The organism is Capnocytophaga sp. CM59 (assembly GCF_000293175.1).
Taxonomy (GTDB): Bacteria; Bacteroidota; Bacteroidia; order Flavobacteriales; family Flavobacteriaceae; genus Capnocytophaga; species Capnocytophaga granulosa.
This window is the reverse complement of the sequence record NZ_ALNN01000011.1, coordinates 51,924-69,526: the sequence shown is the minus strand read 5'-3', so window position 1 is coordinate 69,526 and position 17,603 is coordinate 51,924. Positions and strand designations below refer to the sequence as shown.

General features: G+C 41.1%; 15 protein-coding genes. 10 read left to right on the top strand and 5 right to left on the bottom strand.

Annotation, left to right across the window (positions count from 1 at the left end; genetic code table 11):
* Nucleotides 1-440: 440 nt before the first annotated feature.
* Together HMPREF1154_RS03100 and HMPREF1154_RS03095 are read right to left on the bottom strand one after the other, a co-directional pair.
* Nucleotides 441-2,204 (bottom strand): PspC domain-containing protein, encoded by a 1,764-nt coding sequence (locus tag HMPREF1154_RS03100; RefSeq protein WP_009641076.1) that lies wholly within the window; start codon nt 2,202-2,204, stop codon nt 441-443.
* Between the two features lie 2 nt (nt 2,205-2,206).
* On the bottom strand, nt 2,207-2,539 hold the full coding sequence (locus HMPREF1154_RS03095; protein WP_034566813.1) for a PadR family transcriptional regulator: 333 nt from the start codon (nt 2,537-2,539) through the stop codon (nt 2,207-2,209).
* Nucleotides 2,540-2,714: 175 nt separating this feature from the next.
* Between HMPREF1154_RS03095 and HMPREF1154_RS03090 the strand changes: the two genes are divergently transcribed.
* Genes HMPREF1154_RS03090 through HMPREF1154_RS03080 form a run of 3 tightly spaced genes read left to right on the top strand, consistent with a single transcriptional unit; the run spans nt 2,715 to nt 5,847 of the window.
* Nucleotides 2,715-3,755: an acyl-CoA reductase gene (locus HMPREF1154_RS03090; protein WP_009641079.1), complete on the top strand. Its 1,041-nt coding sequence runs from the start codon at nt 2,715-2,717 to the stop codon at nt 3,753-3,755.
* A gap of 60 nt (nt 3,756-3,815) precedes the next feature.
* A complete protein-coding gene (serC, locus tag HMPREF1154_RS03085) occupies nt 3,816-4,880 on the top strand; it encodes a 3-phosphoserine/phosphohydroxythreonine transaminase (RefSeq protein ID WP_009641082.1) in 1,065 nt (354 codons plus the stop codon).
* Nucleotides 4,881-4,890: 10 nt separating this feature from the next.
* Nucleotides 4,891-5,847 (top strand): D-2-hydroxyacid dehydrogenase, encoded by a 957-nt coding sequence (locus tag HMPREF1154_RS03080; RefSeq protein ID WP_009641088.1) that lies wholly within the window; start codon nt 4,891-4,893, stop codon nt 5,845-5,847.
* Between the two features lie 48 nt (nt 5,848-5,895).
* Here HMPREF1154_RS03080 and HMPREF1154_RS03075 read toward each other — a convergent pair whose 3' ends face one another.
* Entirely contained in the window at nt 5,896-7,053 is a 1,158-nt protein-coding gene (locus tag HMPREF1154_RS03075; RefSeq protein ID WP_083846538.1) for a glycosyltransferase family 4 protein, read from the bottom strand.
* A gap of 202 nt (nt 7,054-7,255) precedes the next feature.
* Between HMPREF1154_RS03075 and lpdA the strand changes: the two genes are divergently transcribed.
* The 4 genes from lpdA to HMPREF1154_RS03055 all read left to right on the top strand — a co-directional run bounded on the left by lpdA (nt 7,256) and on the right by HMPREF1154_RS03055 (nt 10,869).
* Nucleotides 7,256-8,653 (top strand): dihydrolipoyl dehydrogenase, encoded by a 1,398-nt coding sequence (gene lpdA / locus HMPREF1154_RS03070; RefSeq protein ID WP_016419601.1) that lies wholly within the window; start codon nt 7,256-7,258, stop codon nt 8,651-8,653.
* Nucleotides 8,654-8,757: 104 nt separating this feature from the next.
* Entirely contained in the window at nt 8,758-9,636 is an 879-nt protein-coding gene (gene folD / locus HMPREF1154_RS03065; protein ID WP_009641089.1) for a bifunctional methylenetetrahydrofolate dehydrogenase/methenyltetrahydrofolate cyclohydrolase FolD, read from the top strand.
* A 3-nt stretch (nt 9,637-9,639) separates the two neighbouring features.
* Nucleotides 9,640-10,092: a 6-pyruvoyl trahydropterin synthase family protein gene (locus tag HMPREF1154_RS03060; protein WP_009641061.1), complete on the top strand. Its 453-nt coding sequence runs from the start codon at nt 9,640-9,642 to the stop codon at nt 10,090-10,092.
* A gap of 15 nt (nt 10,093-10,107) precedes the next feature.
* A complete protein-coding gene (locus HMPREF1154_RS03055) occupies nt 10,108-10,869 on the top strand; it encodes a type III pantothenate kinase (protein WP_009641057.1) in 762 nt (253 codons plus the stop codon).
* Between the two features lie 36 nt (nt 10,870-10,905).
* Here the strand turns inward: HMPREF1154_RS03055 and uvrC are convergent, their stop codons facing one another.
* Both uvrC and HMPREF1154_RS03045 read right to left on the bottom strand, forming a co-directional pair.
* Complete coding sequence (gene uvrC / locus HMPREF1154_RS03050; RefSeq protein ID WP_009641087.1) at nt 10,906-12,732, bottom strand: excinuclease ABC subunit UvrC; 1,827 nt, start codon at nt 12,730-12,732, stop codon at nt 10,906-10,908.
* A gap of 52 nt (nt 12,733-12,784) precedes the next feature.
* Nucleotides 12,785-13,441 (bottom strand): alpha/beta fold hydrolase, encoded by a 657-nt coding sequence (locus tag HMPREF1154_RS03045; protein WP_009641075.1) that lies wholly within the window; start codon nt 13,439-13,441, stop codon nt 12,785-12,787.
* Between the two features lie 175 nt (nt 13,442-13,616).
* Between HMPREF1154_RS03045 and bioD the strand changes: the two genes are divergently transcribed.
* The 3 genes from bioD (at nt 13,617) to HMPREF1154_RS03030 (ending at nt 17,541) form a co-directional block, all read left to right on the top strand.
* Entirely contained in the window at nt 13,617-14,228 is a 612-nt protein-coding gene (bioD, locus tag HMPREF1154_RS03040) for a dethiobiotin synthase (RefSeq protein WP_034566818.1), read from the top strand.
* Nucleotides 14,229-14,361: 133 nt separating this feature from the next.
* Nucleotides 14,362-15,849, top strand: a complete 1,488-nt coding sequence (locus HMPREF1154_RS03035) for a LysM peptidoglycan-binding domain-containing protein (RefSeq protein WP_009641041.1) — start codon at nt 14,362-14,364, stop codon at nt 15,847-15,849.
* 9 nt (nt 15,850-15,858) lie between these two features.
* Nucleotides 15,859-17,541 carry an MBOAT family O-acyltransferase gene (locus HMPREF1154_RS03030; RefSeq protein ID WP_009641042.1) on the top strand — a complete coding sequence of 561 codons (1,683 nt, stop codon included), beginning with the start codon at nt 15,859-15,861 and terminating at the stop codon, nt 17,539-17,541.
* The last annotated feature ends 62 nt before the right edge of the window (nt 17,542-17,603 follow it).

The window sequence follows — 17,603 nt, the reverse complement described above, 5'->3', positions numbered from 1 at the left end:
AATTAGTATGTAGCTAAATAGACACCTCAAATTTTTTATTTTTTTATAGTCAATCATATTTAGAATGCGAATAAAATAATAAGGCAAGGGATTCATTCCTAATTTACTCTTTTTCAAGGGCTAATTGCCATTAGCCCCTACACCTGCTCATGCATTGGGGTACGAGCTGCAAGCTCGCACCAGCGGGGGGCCTTTGACTCTTTATGGGAGCTATAAGCTCTTAGTATGATAGGCACTAGCTGCAAGCTCGCGCCAGCGGAGGAAAATCCGTGAGGGAAATGTAATTTTGCTTACGTCGAACTCACGTTAAATTATATCTGATTAGTTAAGACGCAATAAATTGCGTCTCTACGGAGGACTATGCAAGGTGAGGAATTATCTTAGCTAAGGTCTGGGTAGAGACGCAATAAATTGTTTATTAGAAAGTTAGCAAATTGTATTTATTTTTTTACTTCTACAATGCTGTCATTGACGGCCTTATAGATACCACGAGGATATAGATTACCACGCTTCATGGTTGGGAATTTGGTGAATTTGGCCATTTTCCCTTGGGGAAGGAAGAGCTTGAGATATACCTTTTGCATACGATAAGGATTGCCTTTCTTTAGAAGAAAACCATCGGGGAGGTTTAGCGTATCGCCTACCATCTCTATGGGGTATTCTATCTTTTGGGCATTCTCTATGGCCTCATCGGTGTCTCCTCCTTGAGAAGTCGTTTTTATTAGTAAATAAGGGGCTTGCTGTTGGGTTGTGCCTAAGCCTAAGAAGTGTACATTCCCACTTCGCCCTACTCCTTTGCTATCAACTAAGAGACTATAAGAGGAAGGGGTTATTGTTTTTTCGCGAATAAAAAGTGTATCGGAAGTCAAGGCTATAGGATGCTTTTCTTCTACTGCATTGTAAGAGATAAAACTCCTTGAAGCACTCGTTACCAAGGCAAATACCCCCAAGAAGCTCACCAAGGTAATCAGGATATTTGTTGCAAACCACCAGCGAGGTGTTTGGTAACCCTTGGCAGAAAACACCTTCATTATCAAAAGCGTAAAGATAGAGATAAAAAGCACTATCAAGAGGGTAGTAGAGAGGTAAAACAACACCTGTTGCCAGCTTTTGGTTAGGACAAAATCTAAATAATCATGCAAGAGTACCAAGGAAGCACCACTGAAAATTCCTATTCCTAAAAGGGCAGAGAGCACCATCAAGAGCAAGATAAAGACGATAAAGATGAATATCATCACTAAGAAATAGCTTGCCCCCTTGAACATGATATGGAAAAACTGCCCTAAAATAGAGCGAGAGTGTCTTTGTGGCGCGGTATTGTTCGCCAATGGCATGGCACTACTGTCTTGTTGCTTATCCTGCTCGCTATCAGACTCGTTATCCTTTTTAAGACCATAAGCCAAGAACCCATAGAGGAGCACAAAAAGTAGTGCGCGTCCGTGGGTAGAGATAAGAGCCGCTATCATACAACAGATAACTCCTATTCTCAGCCAGATAGATGGGATAGAAAAGTACTTAGCCAATCCGCCCAAGACTCCCATCAACCACTTATCGGAAGTACTTTTAAGCCACTGACGTCTTTGGGGTGCTTCTTCTTCGTCTTTGTGAGAGGAAAGCGTATCAATATTCACCTCTAACCCCTTCATTTCCAATTTTTCAGCAGTTGTTTTTGCAGGAGGAATCACCAGCCAAAGCACTACATAAAGGAGTATAGAGAAGGTAGAGAGCGACATGGCAGACCCGTTGAAAGTAAAGGATAAAATTCCGATATTCAAGAGGATCGGCAGCATATAGATAATTCTAAGGAGGGTTACATCTATCTGGAAATAGTAGCTTAGGCCAGAGAGTACTCCGCCTATACTCCCTTTGCTTATATCACGATAGAGTTTCCTGCTTCTTAGTGGGAGTACTGGAGCAGATTTTTCAAAAGTAAGTTCCTCATCGTCCTGTACATATTGTTCAGGCTTACCCATTACTTGTATTAAGTAATCTATATCAGAAGAAGTAACTACTTCTGTATTTTGCATACGTGCTTTGAGAAGTTCGGCCATACGCTGTTCTACATCGGTGAGTATTTCGTCCGTATCAGCAGATTGACCTAAGTATTGGCGCACCTTGGTAAGGTAAGCGGAGAGCTGGGAAGCGGCACCATTTTCTATGATGAAGGAAAAGCCGCCTAAACTGATGTTATGTGTTTTGTCCATGATTAAATAAGTTTGGTTATCATTGTTTGTAATTCGTTCCAGGAGGCAAGGGCTTCGTTAAGGAAAGAAAGCCCCTTGTCGGTAAGGGTGTAATACTTTCTCGGTGGCCCTTCGGTGGACTCACGCCAAGAATAGTTAAGTAAGGAAGCATTTTTCAGTCGGGTCATCAGCGGGTAGAGCGTTCCCTCTACCACGATCATATCCGCCTCCTTAAGCGCTTCCATGATGTCCGATGCGTAGGCTTCCTTCTTCTTATGGATGATAGAAAGAATACACATCTCCAAGACCCCCTTTCGCATCTGGGTTTTGATCTTCTCTAAATTAATTGTTTCCATAAACATCTGATTTGACCCTGCAAAATTACAAATAATTTCAGTACTATGCAAAACAAAGTAGCTTTTTTTAATTGTTAATTATTAATGGTTAATTGTTAATGATTGAAATTAACAATTGACAATTAACAATTAACAATTATAATTCGTATATTTGTGGTTTGAAAAAATGATTTTGATGCAGACTTTAGAACAGAGAATACAAGGGGTAGCTACCTTAGGTGCTATGCTTAGGGACTATTTCCTCTATGGGAAGGAAGCTCCTATATATACCGAAGTGGAAGCCGCTGTTGAAAAAGCGGAGCTGCAGAATGCATGGTTTGACAGGGAGAACTGTCTTTTTGCACTGAAACACTGGGCAGGTCTTTTGAAAGAAGATGGCTTGCAGACGTGGCTTTCCCCTTATACTATAGCAGAAAAAACACCCAAACAAGTAGCTCTTGTCTTGGCTGGGAATATTCCTATGGTAGGCTTCCATGACCTACTCTGCGCATTGCTCTCAGGGCATAAAGCCTTGGTGAAACTCTCCTCTAATGACAAAGTATTACTCCCCTTTTTAGTTAAGAAACTTGAGGAAATAGCTCCTGAATTTCAGGGTAAAGTACAATTTACTGAAGAGAAACTCCATGATTTCGACGCTGTGATTGCCACAGGAAGTAATAATACCGCCCGCTATTTTGAGTATTACTTTGGGCAAAAGCCACATATCATTCGTCGCAATCGCAATTCGGTAGCGGTGCTTACAGGAGCAGAGACTCCAGAGGAGTTGTTCCTATTAGGAGAAGACATCTTTAGGTATTTTGGATTGGGCTGTCGGAGTATTTCTAAGCTATTTGTCCCTGAAGACTATGATTTTGTTGCTTTTTTTGAGGCCATCTATCCTTATCATACCCTTTTAGACCATCAGAAATACGTCAATAACTACGATTATAACAAGGCGGTATACCTTATGAGTCTGTTCCAACTCTTAGAAAACGGGTTTTTACTCCTAAAGGAAGATGAGAAATACGCCTCCCCTATCGCCACGCTTTTCTATGAACGTTATAAAAATATACCCAGTCTCTTACAACGTTTGGAAACGGATAAAGAACAGATCCAGTGTATAGTAGGGGGAGCAGCTATTCCCCAGGCCGTCGGATTCGGACAGAGCCAAGTACCGTCACTTGCTGATTATGCCGATGGCGTAGACACTATGGCTTTCTTAAATAGTATTAATTAATTTGGTTGGCATATTTTTTAGTCCTAATTTTGCCACCTACCTAATATATAGAAAAAAGATATGAAAAAACATAATTTTAGTGCAGGACCCTCTATTCTCCCTACAGAGGTATTTGAGAAAGCCTCCCAAGCAGTTATAGAGTTGGAAGGCACGGGACTTTCCATCTTGGAGATGTCCCACCGCAGCAAAGAGTTTGTTGCTATTATGGAGCGCGCCAGAGCTTTGGCCTTGGAACTGGCAGGTCTTACAGGTAAGGGCTACCAAGCCTTATTCCTACAAGGCGGTGCAAGTTTGCACTTCTATGCCTCCGCTCTGAACCTATTGGAACGCAAGGGCGCTTATATAGACACCGGTACTTGGGCACATAAGGCAGAGGTAGAAGCTCAGTTTGTAGGTGCTACAGAAGTAATAGCCTCTTCTAGAGAAAACGGCTATCGCAATATACCTAAAGAATATGTCCTTCCCAAGGATGCCGATTACCTACATATTACGACCAACAACACCATCTATGGTACGGAGTACTTTGAGTACCCCAAGGTATCAGTTCCCTTGGTAGCTGATATGAGTTCAGATATTTTTTCTAAGGAAATGCCTTTTGAGGACTTTGGCCTTATCTATGCAGGGGCTCAGAAGAACATAGGCGCTGTAGGTACTACCTTGATTATCGTACGTGAGGATATATTAGGCAAGGTAAGCCATAAGATTCCTACACACCTGGACTATCAGGTACATATCAAGAACGAGAGTATGACCAATACACCTCCTACCTTTGCCGTATACACCTGTCTGCTTACCATGGAATGGCTTAAAAAGCAAGGCGGTGTTGCAGCTATAGAAGTTAAGAATAAGGAAAAAGCACGCCTGCTCTATGAAGAAGTTGATCGTAATCCCCTATTCAAAGGCTATGCCGATGTAAAAGACCGTTCGCGCATGAATGTTGTCTTTAATTTGGTAGATGAATCCCTTAGTGATCGCTTCAATGCTCTATGGACAGAAGCTGGTATTAGCGGCATCAAGGGTCATAGAAGTGTAGGAGGGTATCGTGCCTCTATCTATAATGCACTCCCTATAGAAAGTGTACAATTGCTTATAGAGGTGATGCAACATTTTGAAAAAACAGTGTAAATACCTATTTATGAAGATATTAGCTAACGATGGCCTTAGCGAAAAAGCTATAAAAACCCTTGAAGGAGCAGGTTTTGAAGTACTCACCACCAAGGTTGCTCAAAACCAATTAGCACCTTTCATCAATGAAGAGCAGATAGACATTCTATTGGTACGCTCAGCCACCCAAGCCAAGAGAGACCTTATAGATGCTTGTCCAGCCCTAAAGCTCATCGGTCGTGGAGGGGTAGGCATGGACAATATAGATGTCGCCTATGCCCAAGAAAAAGGCATTAAGGTTATCAATACCCCCAATGCCTCCTCCCACTCGGTAGCGGAGCTTACTTTTGCCCATCTCTTTTCAGGAGTTCGTTTTCTCTATGATGCCAACCGCAACATGCCACTGGAAGGAGATACCCGCTTCAATGAACTTAAAAAAGACTATGCCAATGGGCACGAACTCAAGGGGAAGACCCTAGGTATCATAGGATTGGGACGTATAGGGAGGGCGGTAGCTACCATCGCCTTAGGGCTTGGTATGAAGGTCATCGCTTATGATCCTGAACAACAAGAAGCCTCCATTACACTTTCCTTCTTTGACGGGCGTAGTCTTGACTTTGTGATCAAGACTATTAGCAAGAAAGAAGTTCTTGAAGAAGCCGATTTTATCACCTTACACATTCCTGCACAAAAGGAAACTGTCATAGGAGAGAAAGAGTTTCAACAGATGAAAGATGGTGTAGGCATCGTCAATGTAGCGCGTGGAGGCGTAATAGACGAAGAAGCTCTACTACATGCTTTGGAACATGAGAAGATCGCCTTTGCTGGCTTAGATGTATTTGAGGGAGAGCCTACCCCCTCTATCCGCATTCTTATGCACCCACGAGTATCCCTCTCCCCGCATATAGGAGCTGCCACTCTTGAGGCACAAGAGCGGGTAGGTGATGAACTAGCGGAGCAGATAATAAAAATGATGAGTGAAAAGTGATAAGTAAAAATATAGGGACGAATTTCTATTCGTCCCTACTTTTTTGTTTTAGTGTTTGCGTTTTTTCTTTCTACCAATAGGTGTTTGATCCAGTATTCTCTGTATTCTCTGTTTGTTTCTACGTACCGCGAAGCTACGATTGTAGTAAAAGACAAGGAGCGTTGTCGCAATAACAAATAACACCAATATTACAAATAGCGAAATCGTAGATATATAAAGGTTTGCTACATAGAAAAAGACAAAAGCCAAGAGATTAAACAAGGCCAAAAGTAAACTAGCTTGTATATGAGAGAGTCCCATATAATCAATCATAATGTGGTGAATATGATTCCTATCGGCAAAGAAAGGACTTCTATGCTTGAGAACACGTATGAGAAATACGCGCATAGTATCCACAAAAGGGATGAAGAGGATGATAAATATAAGTACAAACTTATTATAATACTTGATATTAGCTGCTTCAAGGCGCTCCACAGGAAGATTTAAGAAACGAAGCGCACATACCCCTATGATGAAACCTATCAATAAAGAGCCCGTATCACCCATGAAGATCCCCATTTTCTTTGAAATATTATATCTGAGGAAAGCTAATAAGCAACCTATAACACTCAGAGAAAGTAATACAAAGTAATAATCCTTCGTTTGGTAAAATATAAAGGAGAATATACTGAAAATCATGATTCCCACCATGGAGGCAGAACCATTAATTCCATCAATGAGGTTATAAGCATTGACAATAGAAATGATAATGAATACTCCTAAAGAGTAAGAAAACCAAAGCGGCAGGTCATAAATTCCCAAAAAGCCGTTGAATGTATCAATAGACAATTCACTGCTATCCATGACAAATACAAAAGCGAGTATCTGCCCTATAATCTTAGTTTTAGGAGTTACTCCCACCAAGTCATCTTTTATACCTATGTAAAAAAGGATCAGTAGGCCAATAACTAATGAGAGACTTAATCCCTGAGTGTCATGTCCTTGCAAGAAATACAAACTACTGAGCAGACTCGCAAAGAAAGCCACTCCTCCCATAGTAGGCGTTTTCTCCTTATGAGAGCTTCGTTGGTTAGGATCATCCATCAAGTTTTTAATCCTGACAATTGCTATAATTCGCGGTATTACTAAGTAGGAAACTACAAAAGACTGTAGCACAATGAATATAGCTAATAACTCCAACGAAAGACTACTATATAGATATTCCATAATCCATCTGGTTTTTTCACCTGCAAAGATAAAAAATAACTTAGAAATTTAAAAATTTTTTTAGAAAAATATTTTATTTAGCTAAACAAATGAATATCAGACAATTAAAATATAGAGGAAAAATTTTTAGCAAAAAAATTTTCTCTATCAAAAATAAAATTCGTAATTTCGTGCCGTTTTTCAGAACATAAAATATTTTACAATGAATAAATACGATGTTATAGTGTTAGGTAGCGGTCCTGGAGGATACGTAACCGCTATTAGAGCCTCACAATTGGGCTTCAAAACTGCTGTTATTGAGAAAGAAAACCTCGGAGGGGTGTGCCTTAACTGGGGTTGTATCCCTACCAAAGCCCTGCTGAAGTCTGCTCAGGTGTTTGAATACCTAAAGCATGCTGAAAGCTACGGAATAAAAGTGAGTGACAAAGGATTTGATAAGGATTTTTCTGCTATAGTAAAGCGTAGCCGCGATGTAGCTGGTACCATGAGCAAAGGGGTACAATTCCTTATGAAAAAGAATAAAATAGATGTAATCAACGGCTATGGTACCCTAAAACCAGGTAAGAAAGTAGAAGTGAAAGATAAAGATGGTAAAGTAACTGAATACAGTGCAGACCACATCATTATCGCCACTGGTGCACGCTCACGCGAATTGCCTGCCCTTCCACAAGATGGTAAGAAAATCATTGGCTATCGCCAAGCCCTCACTCTTGCTGAACAGCCTAAGAAAATGATTATTGTAGGTAGTGGTGCTATAGGCATTGAGTTTGCTTACTTCTACCACTCTATGGGTACTGAAGTTACTGTAGTTGAGTTCATGCCAAATATAGTACCTGTAGAGGATGAGGAAATCTCTAAACAACTCGAAAAGAGCTTCAAGAAGCTTGGTATCAATGTAATGACTTCTTCTGAAGTAACTAAGGTAGATACCTCTGGCAAAGGAGTGAAAGCCTATGTGAAAACAGCCAAAGGAGAAGAAGTGCTTGAAGCAGATATCTTACTCTCTGCCGTAGGTATCAAGACTAACATAGAAAACATAGGCTTGGAAGCGGTAGGTATCAAGACCGAACGTGATAAAATCCAAGTAAATGAGTTCTACCAAACCAATGTACCTGGTTACTATGCTATCGGAGACGTGGTACCTGGACAGGCTTTGGCACACGTAGCTTCTGCAGAAGGAATCCTCTGCGTAGAGAAAATCAAAGGCTTGCATGTAGAACCTATCAACTATGGCAATATCCCAGGATGTACTTACTGTACTCCAGAGATTGCCTCTGTTGGGCTTACAGAAAAACAAGCTAAAGAGAAAGGTTATGAAATCAAAGTTGGTAAGTTCCCATTCACTGCCTCTGGTAAGGCCAATGCAGCAGGAACTACTGACGGATTTATCAAAGTAATCTTTGATGCTAAATATGGCGAATGGCTTGGTTGCCACATGATCGGTGCTGGTGTTACCGATATGATCGCTGAGGCTGTGGTAGCTCGTAAATTGGAAACTACAGCTCATGAAATCCTCAAAGCAGTACACCCTCACCCAACTATGAGCGAAGGGGTAAAAGAAGCTGTAGCAGCTGCTTATGGAGAGGCTATTGATATTTAATATTTTTATGGTTTAAAATTTATTCATAATGGTAGGAGCGAACACTATTCTATTCGCTCCTACTCTTTTATAGTGAAGAGTGATTAACAATTAAAATTAAAGAGATGGAATTATTAGATGGAAAAAAGACAGCTGCTTTGGTGCAAGAGGCTATAGCTGAAGAGGTTCGCCAGATCGTAGCCAAAGGTCATAGACCTCCGCACTTAGTGGCTATTCTGGTAGGTAATAATGGAGCAAGTATGACCTATGTCAACAACAAAGTTACAGCCTGTGAGCGTGTAGGCTTTGCCTCCTCAGTGGTAAATCTGCCTGAAGATATATCGCAAGAGGCGCTGCTGGAAGAAATAGAAAAACTCAACAAAGACAAGTCCATAGATGGCTTTATTGTACAACTGCCTCTGCCTAAGCATATCAACGAGCAAGAAGTGCTATTGGCTGTAAATCCAGACAAAGATGCTGATGGCTTCCACCCTACCAACTTTGGACGTATGGCTTTAGGCTTAGATGCCTTTATCCCTGCTACTCCTTATGGCATTTTGGAACTGCTCACTCAATACAAAATCCCAACTGATGGAAAACATGTAGTGGTCATTGGTCGTTCAGACATCGTAGGGCGTCCCATTAGTATCCTCCTTTCTCAAAAGCCATGGAATGCGACAGTTACCCTTACTCATAGCCGTACCCAAAACCTCTCAAAACTCACCCAAGAAGCCGATATTATCATCGCTGCTTTGGGGATTCCCAACTTCCTAAAGGCAGAAATGGTCAAGGAAGGCGCTGTAATTGTAGATGTGGGTATTACCCGCGTTGCTGATGCTTCGGCTAAGAAAGGATTCTGTATCGTAGGTGATGTAGATTTTGAACAAGTAAAACAGAAAGCCAGCTATATCACCCCTGTACCAGGAGGTGTGGGGCCAATGACCATTGCAATGCTGATGAAAAACACTCTAAATGCCTATAAAAGGACTCATAAAATAGGATAAAGCATGACGAAAATCCGTATTACAAAGAAGTTCGAATTCGAAGCAGGGCATGCCCTCTATGGGTATGATGGCAAGTGCAAGAATATACATGGGCATAGTTATAAGCTATGGGTAACCGTCATCGGAAGTCCTATAGAAGATGCCTCACATGTGAAAAATGGCATGGTGATAGACTTTGGAGATATCAAAGAAATTGTCAATGAATACATAGTCAAAGAAGCCGATCACACCATTTTCTTCAATGGAAATAGTCCTCACAAGGCCTTGGCTGAGAAGCTCCAAGCGGAGGGACACAGAGTAGTACTACTCCCCTACCAGCCTACCAGTGAGATGCTTATTGTAGATTTTGCACACCGCCTACAGAAACACCTACCCGCACATATCACCCTATATAGCCTCCGCTTACAGGAAACTGAAAGCTCCTATGCTGAGTGGTATGCCTCTGATAATCTTTAACTTACTAAACTAATTATGCTATTAGCCGTTAATATAGGTAATTCTAATATTCGTTTTGCAGTGGTAGAAGGCCAAGAGGTGCACCTGTCCTGGACAATTGCCACTAAGCCCTATCGTACCGCTGGAGAGTTCTATATGAGTTTCCAGACCTATAAGGAACAGTATAAAAATGCTTTTAGAAAAATCAGCAAAATTGTGGTTGGTTCAGTCGTACCCCAACAGACACAAGTCATCGCGAAGATGCTCCAAAAGACTTTCTCTATAAAACCCTTTATCGTCAATCGTGATACCCCCAGTGAGGTCACCCATCATTCGAATCAAATGGGTACTGACTTGTATGCCAATGCAGTAGCGGCACATTATCTCTACCCTGGGCAAAAGAAGATCATTATAGACTTTGGTACCGCCCTGACTCTTACAGGAGTTGCAGAAACAGGAGAGATGCTGGGGGTTATCATAGCTCCAGGGGTAGTAACCTCTCTACAATCGTTGGTCAACAATACTGCTCAACTTCCTTATGTGGAACTTAATGAACCCAAATCTGTCTTGGGCATGGATACCGAGACCTGTATGCAGAGTGGAATCATCTATGGCTATACCGCTATGGTTGAGGGACTTATAGAACGTATCAAGCAGACCTACCAGAGCGACTTTTTGGTCATCTCTACCGGAGGGGTAGGACATGTGTTTAGCAAGCTTACAAAGAAGATCCAAGTAGACGATAAGTATCATACCATCAAAGGCTTAGCTTTGTTGTATGATCTACACAGGAAATAACATTTCTCTCCCTAACCCCTCTGCGAAGGAGGGGGGCTATTGGGACGAATTGCTCTCTGGGGGCAAATTGTCGTTTGCCCCTATAGTAGAATGGAAATAATCCCAAACCTTTTGGGCTCTTGACTGGCCTATAGCGGCGATGATTTCCTCTTTGGAAGCCTCCTTGAGGCGCTTTACCGATTTGAATTGCTTGAGTAGGGTCTCTTGGGTTTGCTTACCAACGCCAGAGATTTGCTCCAACTCCGAATGAATGGCACTAGCGCTGCGCTTCTGCCTATGAAAAGTAATTCCGAAACGGTGTGCCTCATTGCGTAGGTGCTGGATCACCTTGAGCGTTTCCGACTTCTTATCCAAATACAAAGGAATAGAGTCCCCAGGGTAGAAGATTTCCTCCAAACGCTTGGCTATACCCACTATAGCTATTTTTCCACGTAATCCTAAGAGTTCCAAAGACTTGAGGGCAGCACCTAATTGGCCTTTTCCTCCGTCTATGATAATGAGTTGAGGTAGCGGTTCCTCCTCGTCCAAAAGACGTCGATAACGACGATAAACCACCTCCTCCATAGAGGCAAAGTCATTGGGGCCTTCCACTGTTTTTATATTGAAATGGCGGTAATCCTTTTTGCTAGGCTTGGCATTTTTGAACACCACACAAGCCGCCACAGGATTGGTACCCTGAATATTGGAGTTATCAAAACACTCAATATGAGCAGGAGGTTCTGAAAGATGCAAATCACGCTGCATTTGGGTCAGTAGGCGGTTGGTATGTCGTTCTGGATCTGTGATTTTCACCTGCTTGAATTTCTCTTGGCGATATGCCTGTGCATTGCGCTCAGAGAGTTGCAGAAGCTGGAACTTCTCCCCTGCTTTGGGCACTGTAAGTTGCTCGGAAAACTCCATACTCAGAGGGAAAGGCACAATCAGCTCTTTAGAATTGGATTTGAAGCGTTCCCTGAGTTCCACTATACCCAATTCGAGTAGTTCTTGATCGGTTTCCTCTAATTTTTTCTTCACTTCCAAGGTATGTCCTCGTACAATCGCCCCATGAGCCACCTGTAGGAAGTTGATATACGCATATTCCTCATCTGAAACGATAGAAAACACATCTACATTATGGATTTTAGCGCTTACAATGGTAGATTTAGCCTGATAGTTCTCTAAGCTCTCCAACTTGAGCTTGATCTCTTGTGCCTCCTCAAAACGCAAAGCAGCCGCATGTTCGCTCATCTCTTTTTTGAAATAAGCAATGACCTCCTTTAGATTTCCTTTGAGTATCTCTTTGATTTGCTGTATATTATGATTATATTCCTCCTCAGTCTGCAAGCCCTCACAAGGCCCTTTACAGTTTTTAATATGGTATTCGAGGCACACCTTGTACTTTCCTTTGTCTATATTTTCTTGAGAAAGGTCTAACCTACAGTTGCGCAAGGGGTAGAGATCCTTGATAAGGTCTAAGAGCGTACGTACCACCTTGATATTGGTATAAGGCCCAAAGTAAGTACTTCCGTCCTTTTCTACCTTTCGGGTAAAGAACACCCGAGGAAAGCGCTCGTTGGAGATACAGATCCACGGATAACTCTTTCCGTCCTTCAGTAGGATATTATAACGCGGTTGGTACTTCTTTATCAGGTTATTCTCCAGTAGCAAGGCATCGTTTTCGGTAGCTACCACTATATGTTCTATACGAACAATCTTGCTGACCAATACCCGTGTTTTAGGAGAGTCATGCTCCTTGTTGAAGTAAGAGGAGACCCTTTTTTTAAGGTTTTTCGCCTTACCTACATAGATAATTGTATCAGAGCTATCAAAGAATTGATACACCCCAGGGCTATCAGGGAGAGTTTGTAATTGAAGAGAAAGCATTTTATTAATGATTAATGACTAATGATTAAAGACCGATGGTTAGTCTTTGTCTTTAATCATTTGCATTATTTAAGAATTTATTGATCAAAGGGGTTATTTCATGGGCTTTATTGACTATCATAGAGTGGCCACCTCCTGTTATACAAAAAGTATCTTTTACATTTTTATATGGGAGAATGCGATCTTTGTCACCATGAATGTGGAGTATATGCGTAGAAATTTCCGTATTCTTCCATGTTAGAATCGCATTTATTGCCCATTTGAGAAAAGTCGTAGGTGTTTTTCTAAATATCTCTTTCAAAAGCACTTTTTCATGAGCTGAAGTAGCCCCAAAAAGCCAATAAGTAAACCCATTGGTACGTTTGATAAGTGTATAAGGAAGAATTTTCTGTAGTTTCAGCTTTGCTGAAAAGCGATAGAACCAAGGGAGTTCCTTTCGCTCTTTAGCAGAGGAAATCAGTATGACTTTTTTAACTGGAATTTGTTTGGCTATTTCCATAGCCACCATTCCTCCGAATGACAATCCTACCAAAATAGGATGAGGGGTCGTTATTTTCTGTGTCATTCTTTTGGCATAGGCAGGGAGTGTTTCCTTAGGCAAAGGAGGCAACCACTCCATATATTCTACCTCTACACCCTCAAAGTCAAGATATTGGAATACAGTTCCATCGGCACCTAAGCCACTAAGTAAATAACATTTTTCAGTCATGATTGTCTTTTATTAGGACAAAGGTATAAATTATTTTTTACATACCAAAAAATTATTTATCAACGTTACTTTACCGATAGATACATCTTAACATTAATTTTTTCAAATAATTTGGTGGTATCAAAAAGATATTTTTTGTAATTTTGTGGCGGAAAAAATGACTCAAAAAAAGACCATGAATCACACCTATTTTATTACAGGTATCTCTACCGAAGTAGGCAAAACCATCACCTCGGCTATAGTAGTGGAGGCACTTGAGGCTGATTATTGGAAACCCATACAATCGGGAGATAAGCATGCTTCGGATACCATGAAGGTACAATCACTAATTTCTAATTCAAGAACTCGTTTTTTCCCTTCTAGCTATGCTTTTGATTACCCTGCCAGTCCACATCTGTCAGCACAAATGGAGGGCGTTACTATAGAAAAGGACAAGATTATACGTCCTATAACCGATCGTCCCTTGGTAATAGAGGCCGCAGGAGGGCTTTTTGTACCCCTGAATGATCATGATATCATGATGGATCTGATCCTTCCTACCGATAGGGTGATCTTGGTCTCACGCCACTACTTAGGCAGTATCAATCATACGATGCTTTCCATAGAGGCCTTACAACGCCGAGGACTCTCTATCTATGGGATTATCTTTAGCGGAGCAGAAAACCCTGCTACCGAATCTTGGATTGCCGCCTACTCTAAAGTACCTATCTTAGGCCGTATAGAGGAAGAACCTTTCTTTGATAAGGAAGTGATAAAGAAATATACGAAGATAATGACGAGTGACTAATGACGAGCGACTAATGATGAATGACTAATAATTGTAAATAATGTTATTTATTACTAAATAAATAATAATATCCATATATTTGCACAATTTTTGTGGCTTCATTTTCTTTGACTACAACAAACAACACTAAACCATGAAAAAAAAGACATCTGTACTAAGGTTTGCTGCCTTATCTATGGCTTTGATTACCTCTATGTTACTCTATGCTAAGATGAAACATATTCCTTTTCCTCCTCCTGGGGGGGAAGTCTCATCTAATAATGCAGAGGGAGAGATCCCTATGGTATATGAGAACCTCTACAATGCTAAGGCCTTGACCCCTTTCTTTGAGAAACTCAAAGCCTTGGACACCTTAAAGGATAGGAAACTCAACATCGTGCATATAGGAGACTCTCATATACAAGGAGATGCCATGACCAGCCAAATACGCCAACGCTTCCAATCCCAATTTGGCAATGCTGGTTTGGGTTTTGTCTTTCCTTATTCGCTAATACACACCAATGGAGAGCGCTATGTACGCTTTTCCTCCAATATCACTTGGGATAGTCAAAAGAATACCAGCCGAGACGATATAGGTGCTATTGGTATTGCAGGATACTCGCTGCTTACCAATAATAAAAATTTTGTGATAGAACTCAATATAAAAAACAAAGATTATTCATTCAACACCCTACGTATACTCACCCCTAATAATCAACATTTATTCGATTTAGCTATCAGCAAAACAGGCATTCCCCTCAGGCCAGCTCCTGCTGTTAGGCGAACTGCTTATAAAAACCTCTTTCACAAGGTACAGAAAGGTGAGACACTCTATGCTTTGTCTAAAAAATACAAAACCACAGAGCGTAAGATACAACAAGCCAATAATCTCAAAGGCAATACCATACGAGAGGGAACGATGCTAAAAATCCCTACCGAAGAGCGTGTAGTCTCTACAGCTGCTTCTGTGGGAAGTTCTGTGGCTATGAATAATTTTGAACCTCTGCTAGGTGATAATATCTCCTCTCTGGGCTATACCTATAACAACCTAAACGGACTGGATCAAATCTATCTTACGCCCAATAGCGAACAATCTAACTTTGCCCTCAATGGCATAGTACTTGAGAATGATCAAAATGGAATCATATACCATGCCATTGGAGTCAATGGAGCTCGCTTTTCGGACTATAACAAGTGTAGCCTCTTCTTTGACCAAATACAAGCCCTACAGCCCGACCTTATCATCGTTTCCTTAGGTACTAATGAGGCTTTTGGGAGGTTATCGGCGGAGAATTACGACAAACAAGTGGAGAATTTTATCGCACAGATTCGTGAGCACTATGGCAATTGTCCTATACTGCTAACCTCTCCCCCTCCTTCCTTATTCAAAAAGAAGCTTCCCAACCCCTATTGTGAGCAATATACTCATGTACTTATAGACAATTCTGTAAAGAAAAACTATGGTGTCTTTGACATGTACAATGTATTGGGCGGTAGTGAAGGTATGTCCAAGCTCATAGCCGAAAATCTTATCTCTCATGATAGGGTACACTATACCCATTCAGGTTATGAAGAACAAGGAGGAAGGCTCTATAACGCTCTTATGAGCAACTATTTACAATATAAAAATCAGCAAAAATAATCTATTCTTTTGAAAATAAACGATTGGCAACAGTGGCTTTCTGACCACTGTAGTGTGGAACAGCTCAAGAGTTGGTTTGCCTACAATGCTGAGGCACCCTTACTCTTTAACAGTAGTCTTTTTTTAGGACTTTTTCTTGTATTTTACTTTGTATATATTCTCACTCGCAAGCATACCTACTTCCGTACGGTATATGTAGTGCTATTTTCCCTCTTCTTTTATTATAAAGCAGGAGGGAATTACTTTGTACTACTGCTACTCTCCTCAGGAATTAATTACTTTCTTGCCCAACAGATTCATAAGAACTGGGGTAGCAAGCGATTGCAACGCTTTTTCTTAGCGCTGAGTTGTATAATTAACTTGGGTATTTTAGGCTATTATAAGTATACTAACTTTCTAATAGACAGCCTAAACCAACTTTTTCATAGTCATTTTGCCCTTCAAGATATCATCTTGCCTATAGGTATCTCCTTCTATACCTTTCAAACGATGAGCTATACCATAGACATCTATAGGCGTGAGATCGCCCCTGCCAGATCGTTTTTGGATTTCACTTTCTTTGTGAGCTTTTTCCCTCAATTAGTAGCAGGGCCTATTGTGCGAGCAAAGGATTTTATCCCACAGATATACAAGAAAGTCAGCCTCACAAAAGAGGAAACCGCTCAAGCCCTATTCCTTATTATAGGTGGACTACTGAAAAAAGCTGTTATCTCGGATTACATCTCCATCAACTTTGTAGATAGGGTCTTTGATGCTCCTAGTAGCTATACCTCTTTTGAGAACCTTTTAGCAGTATATGGGTATGCCTTACAGATATATTGTGATTTCTCAGGGTATTCGGATATAGCCATAGGGTTGGCGCTACTTATGGGCTTCACACTACCTGAGAACTTCCGTACCCCTTATCAGTCAAGAAATATCACCGAGTTCTGGCATCGCTGGCATATATCACTATCCACTTGGCTAAAAGACTATCTATATATCCCCTTGGGAGGCAATCGTCAGGGGTCTTTTTGGGGCTATTTCTTTCCTACCTTATTTTTTATAGCTACCCTATCTTGGGCATTTATGCAAGGAGGAGAAAGTCTTGTCCCCCTATTTATTACTTTCGGAGTGATTATCCTCTTTGAGGTATCCATACTCCTATCTCCTGACAAGGCAAAGGCGCTCAGAAGTCATTTTAACCAACTAACTACTATGCTATTAGGAGGGCTTTGGCATGGAGCCAATCTCCGATTTATCATATGGGGAGCCCTACATGGTTTGGCCTTGTCTTTTCACAAGTCTTTCAAAGAGATTTTCCCTGACAAAACCCCTACTAAGCGTTCCTTCCTCAGAGGTATTGTTGCTCTTATCTCTGTTGTGGTAACCTTCCACTTTGTCGCCTTTTGTTGGATTTTCTTCCGCTCAAGGGATTTTTCTACGGCAATGACCCTTATAGGGAATATAGGCCAACTTAGTTATGATCCACACCAGTGGTGGGTAATTATAGAAGGTTATCAGAATGTCATGATTCTATTGGTCATAGGCTTTGTTTGGCACTTTTTCCCCTATAAATGGAATGAAGCCCTCAAGCTATTTTTCCAAAGAATCCCTCTGGTGGGCAAAGCTATTATCGTGGCGGCTGTCTTTTGGTTGGTCTATGCCACTGCTACCGCAGGACCACAGCCTTTCATTTATTTTCAGTTTTAACGATTAGTTTTTCAAACTACAAAACACTGAAAATCAATACAAAAGAAAAAAGTTGAGAAAAA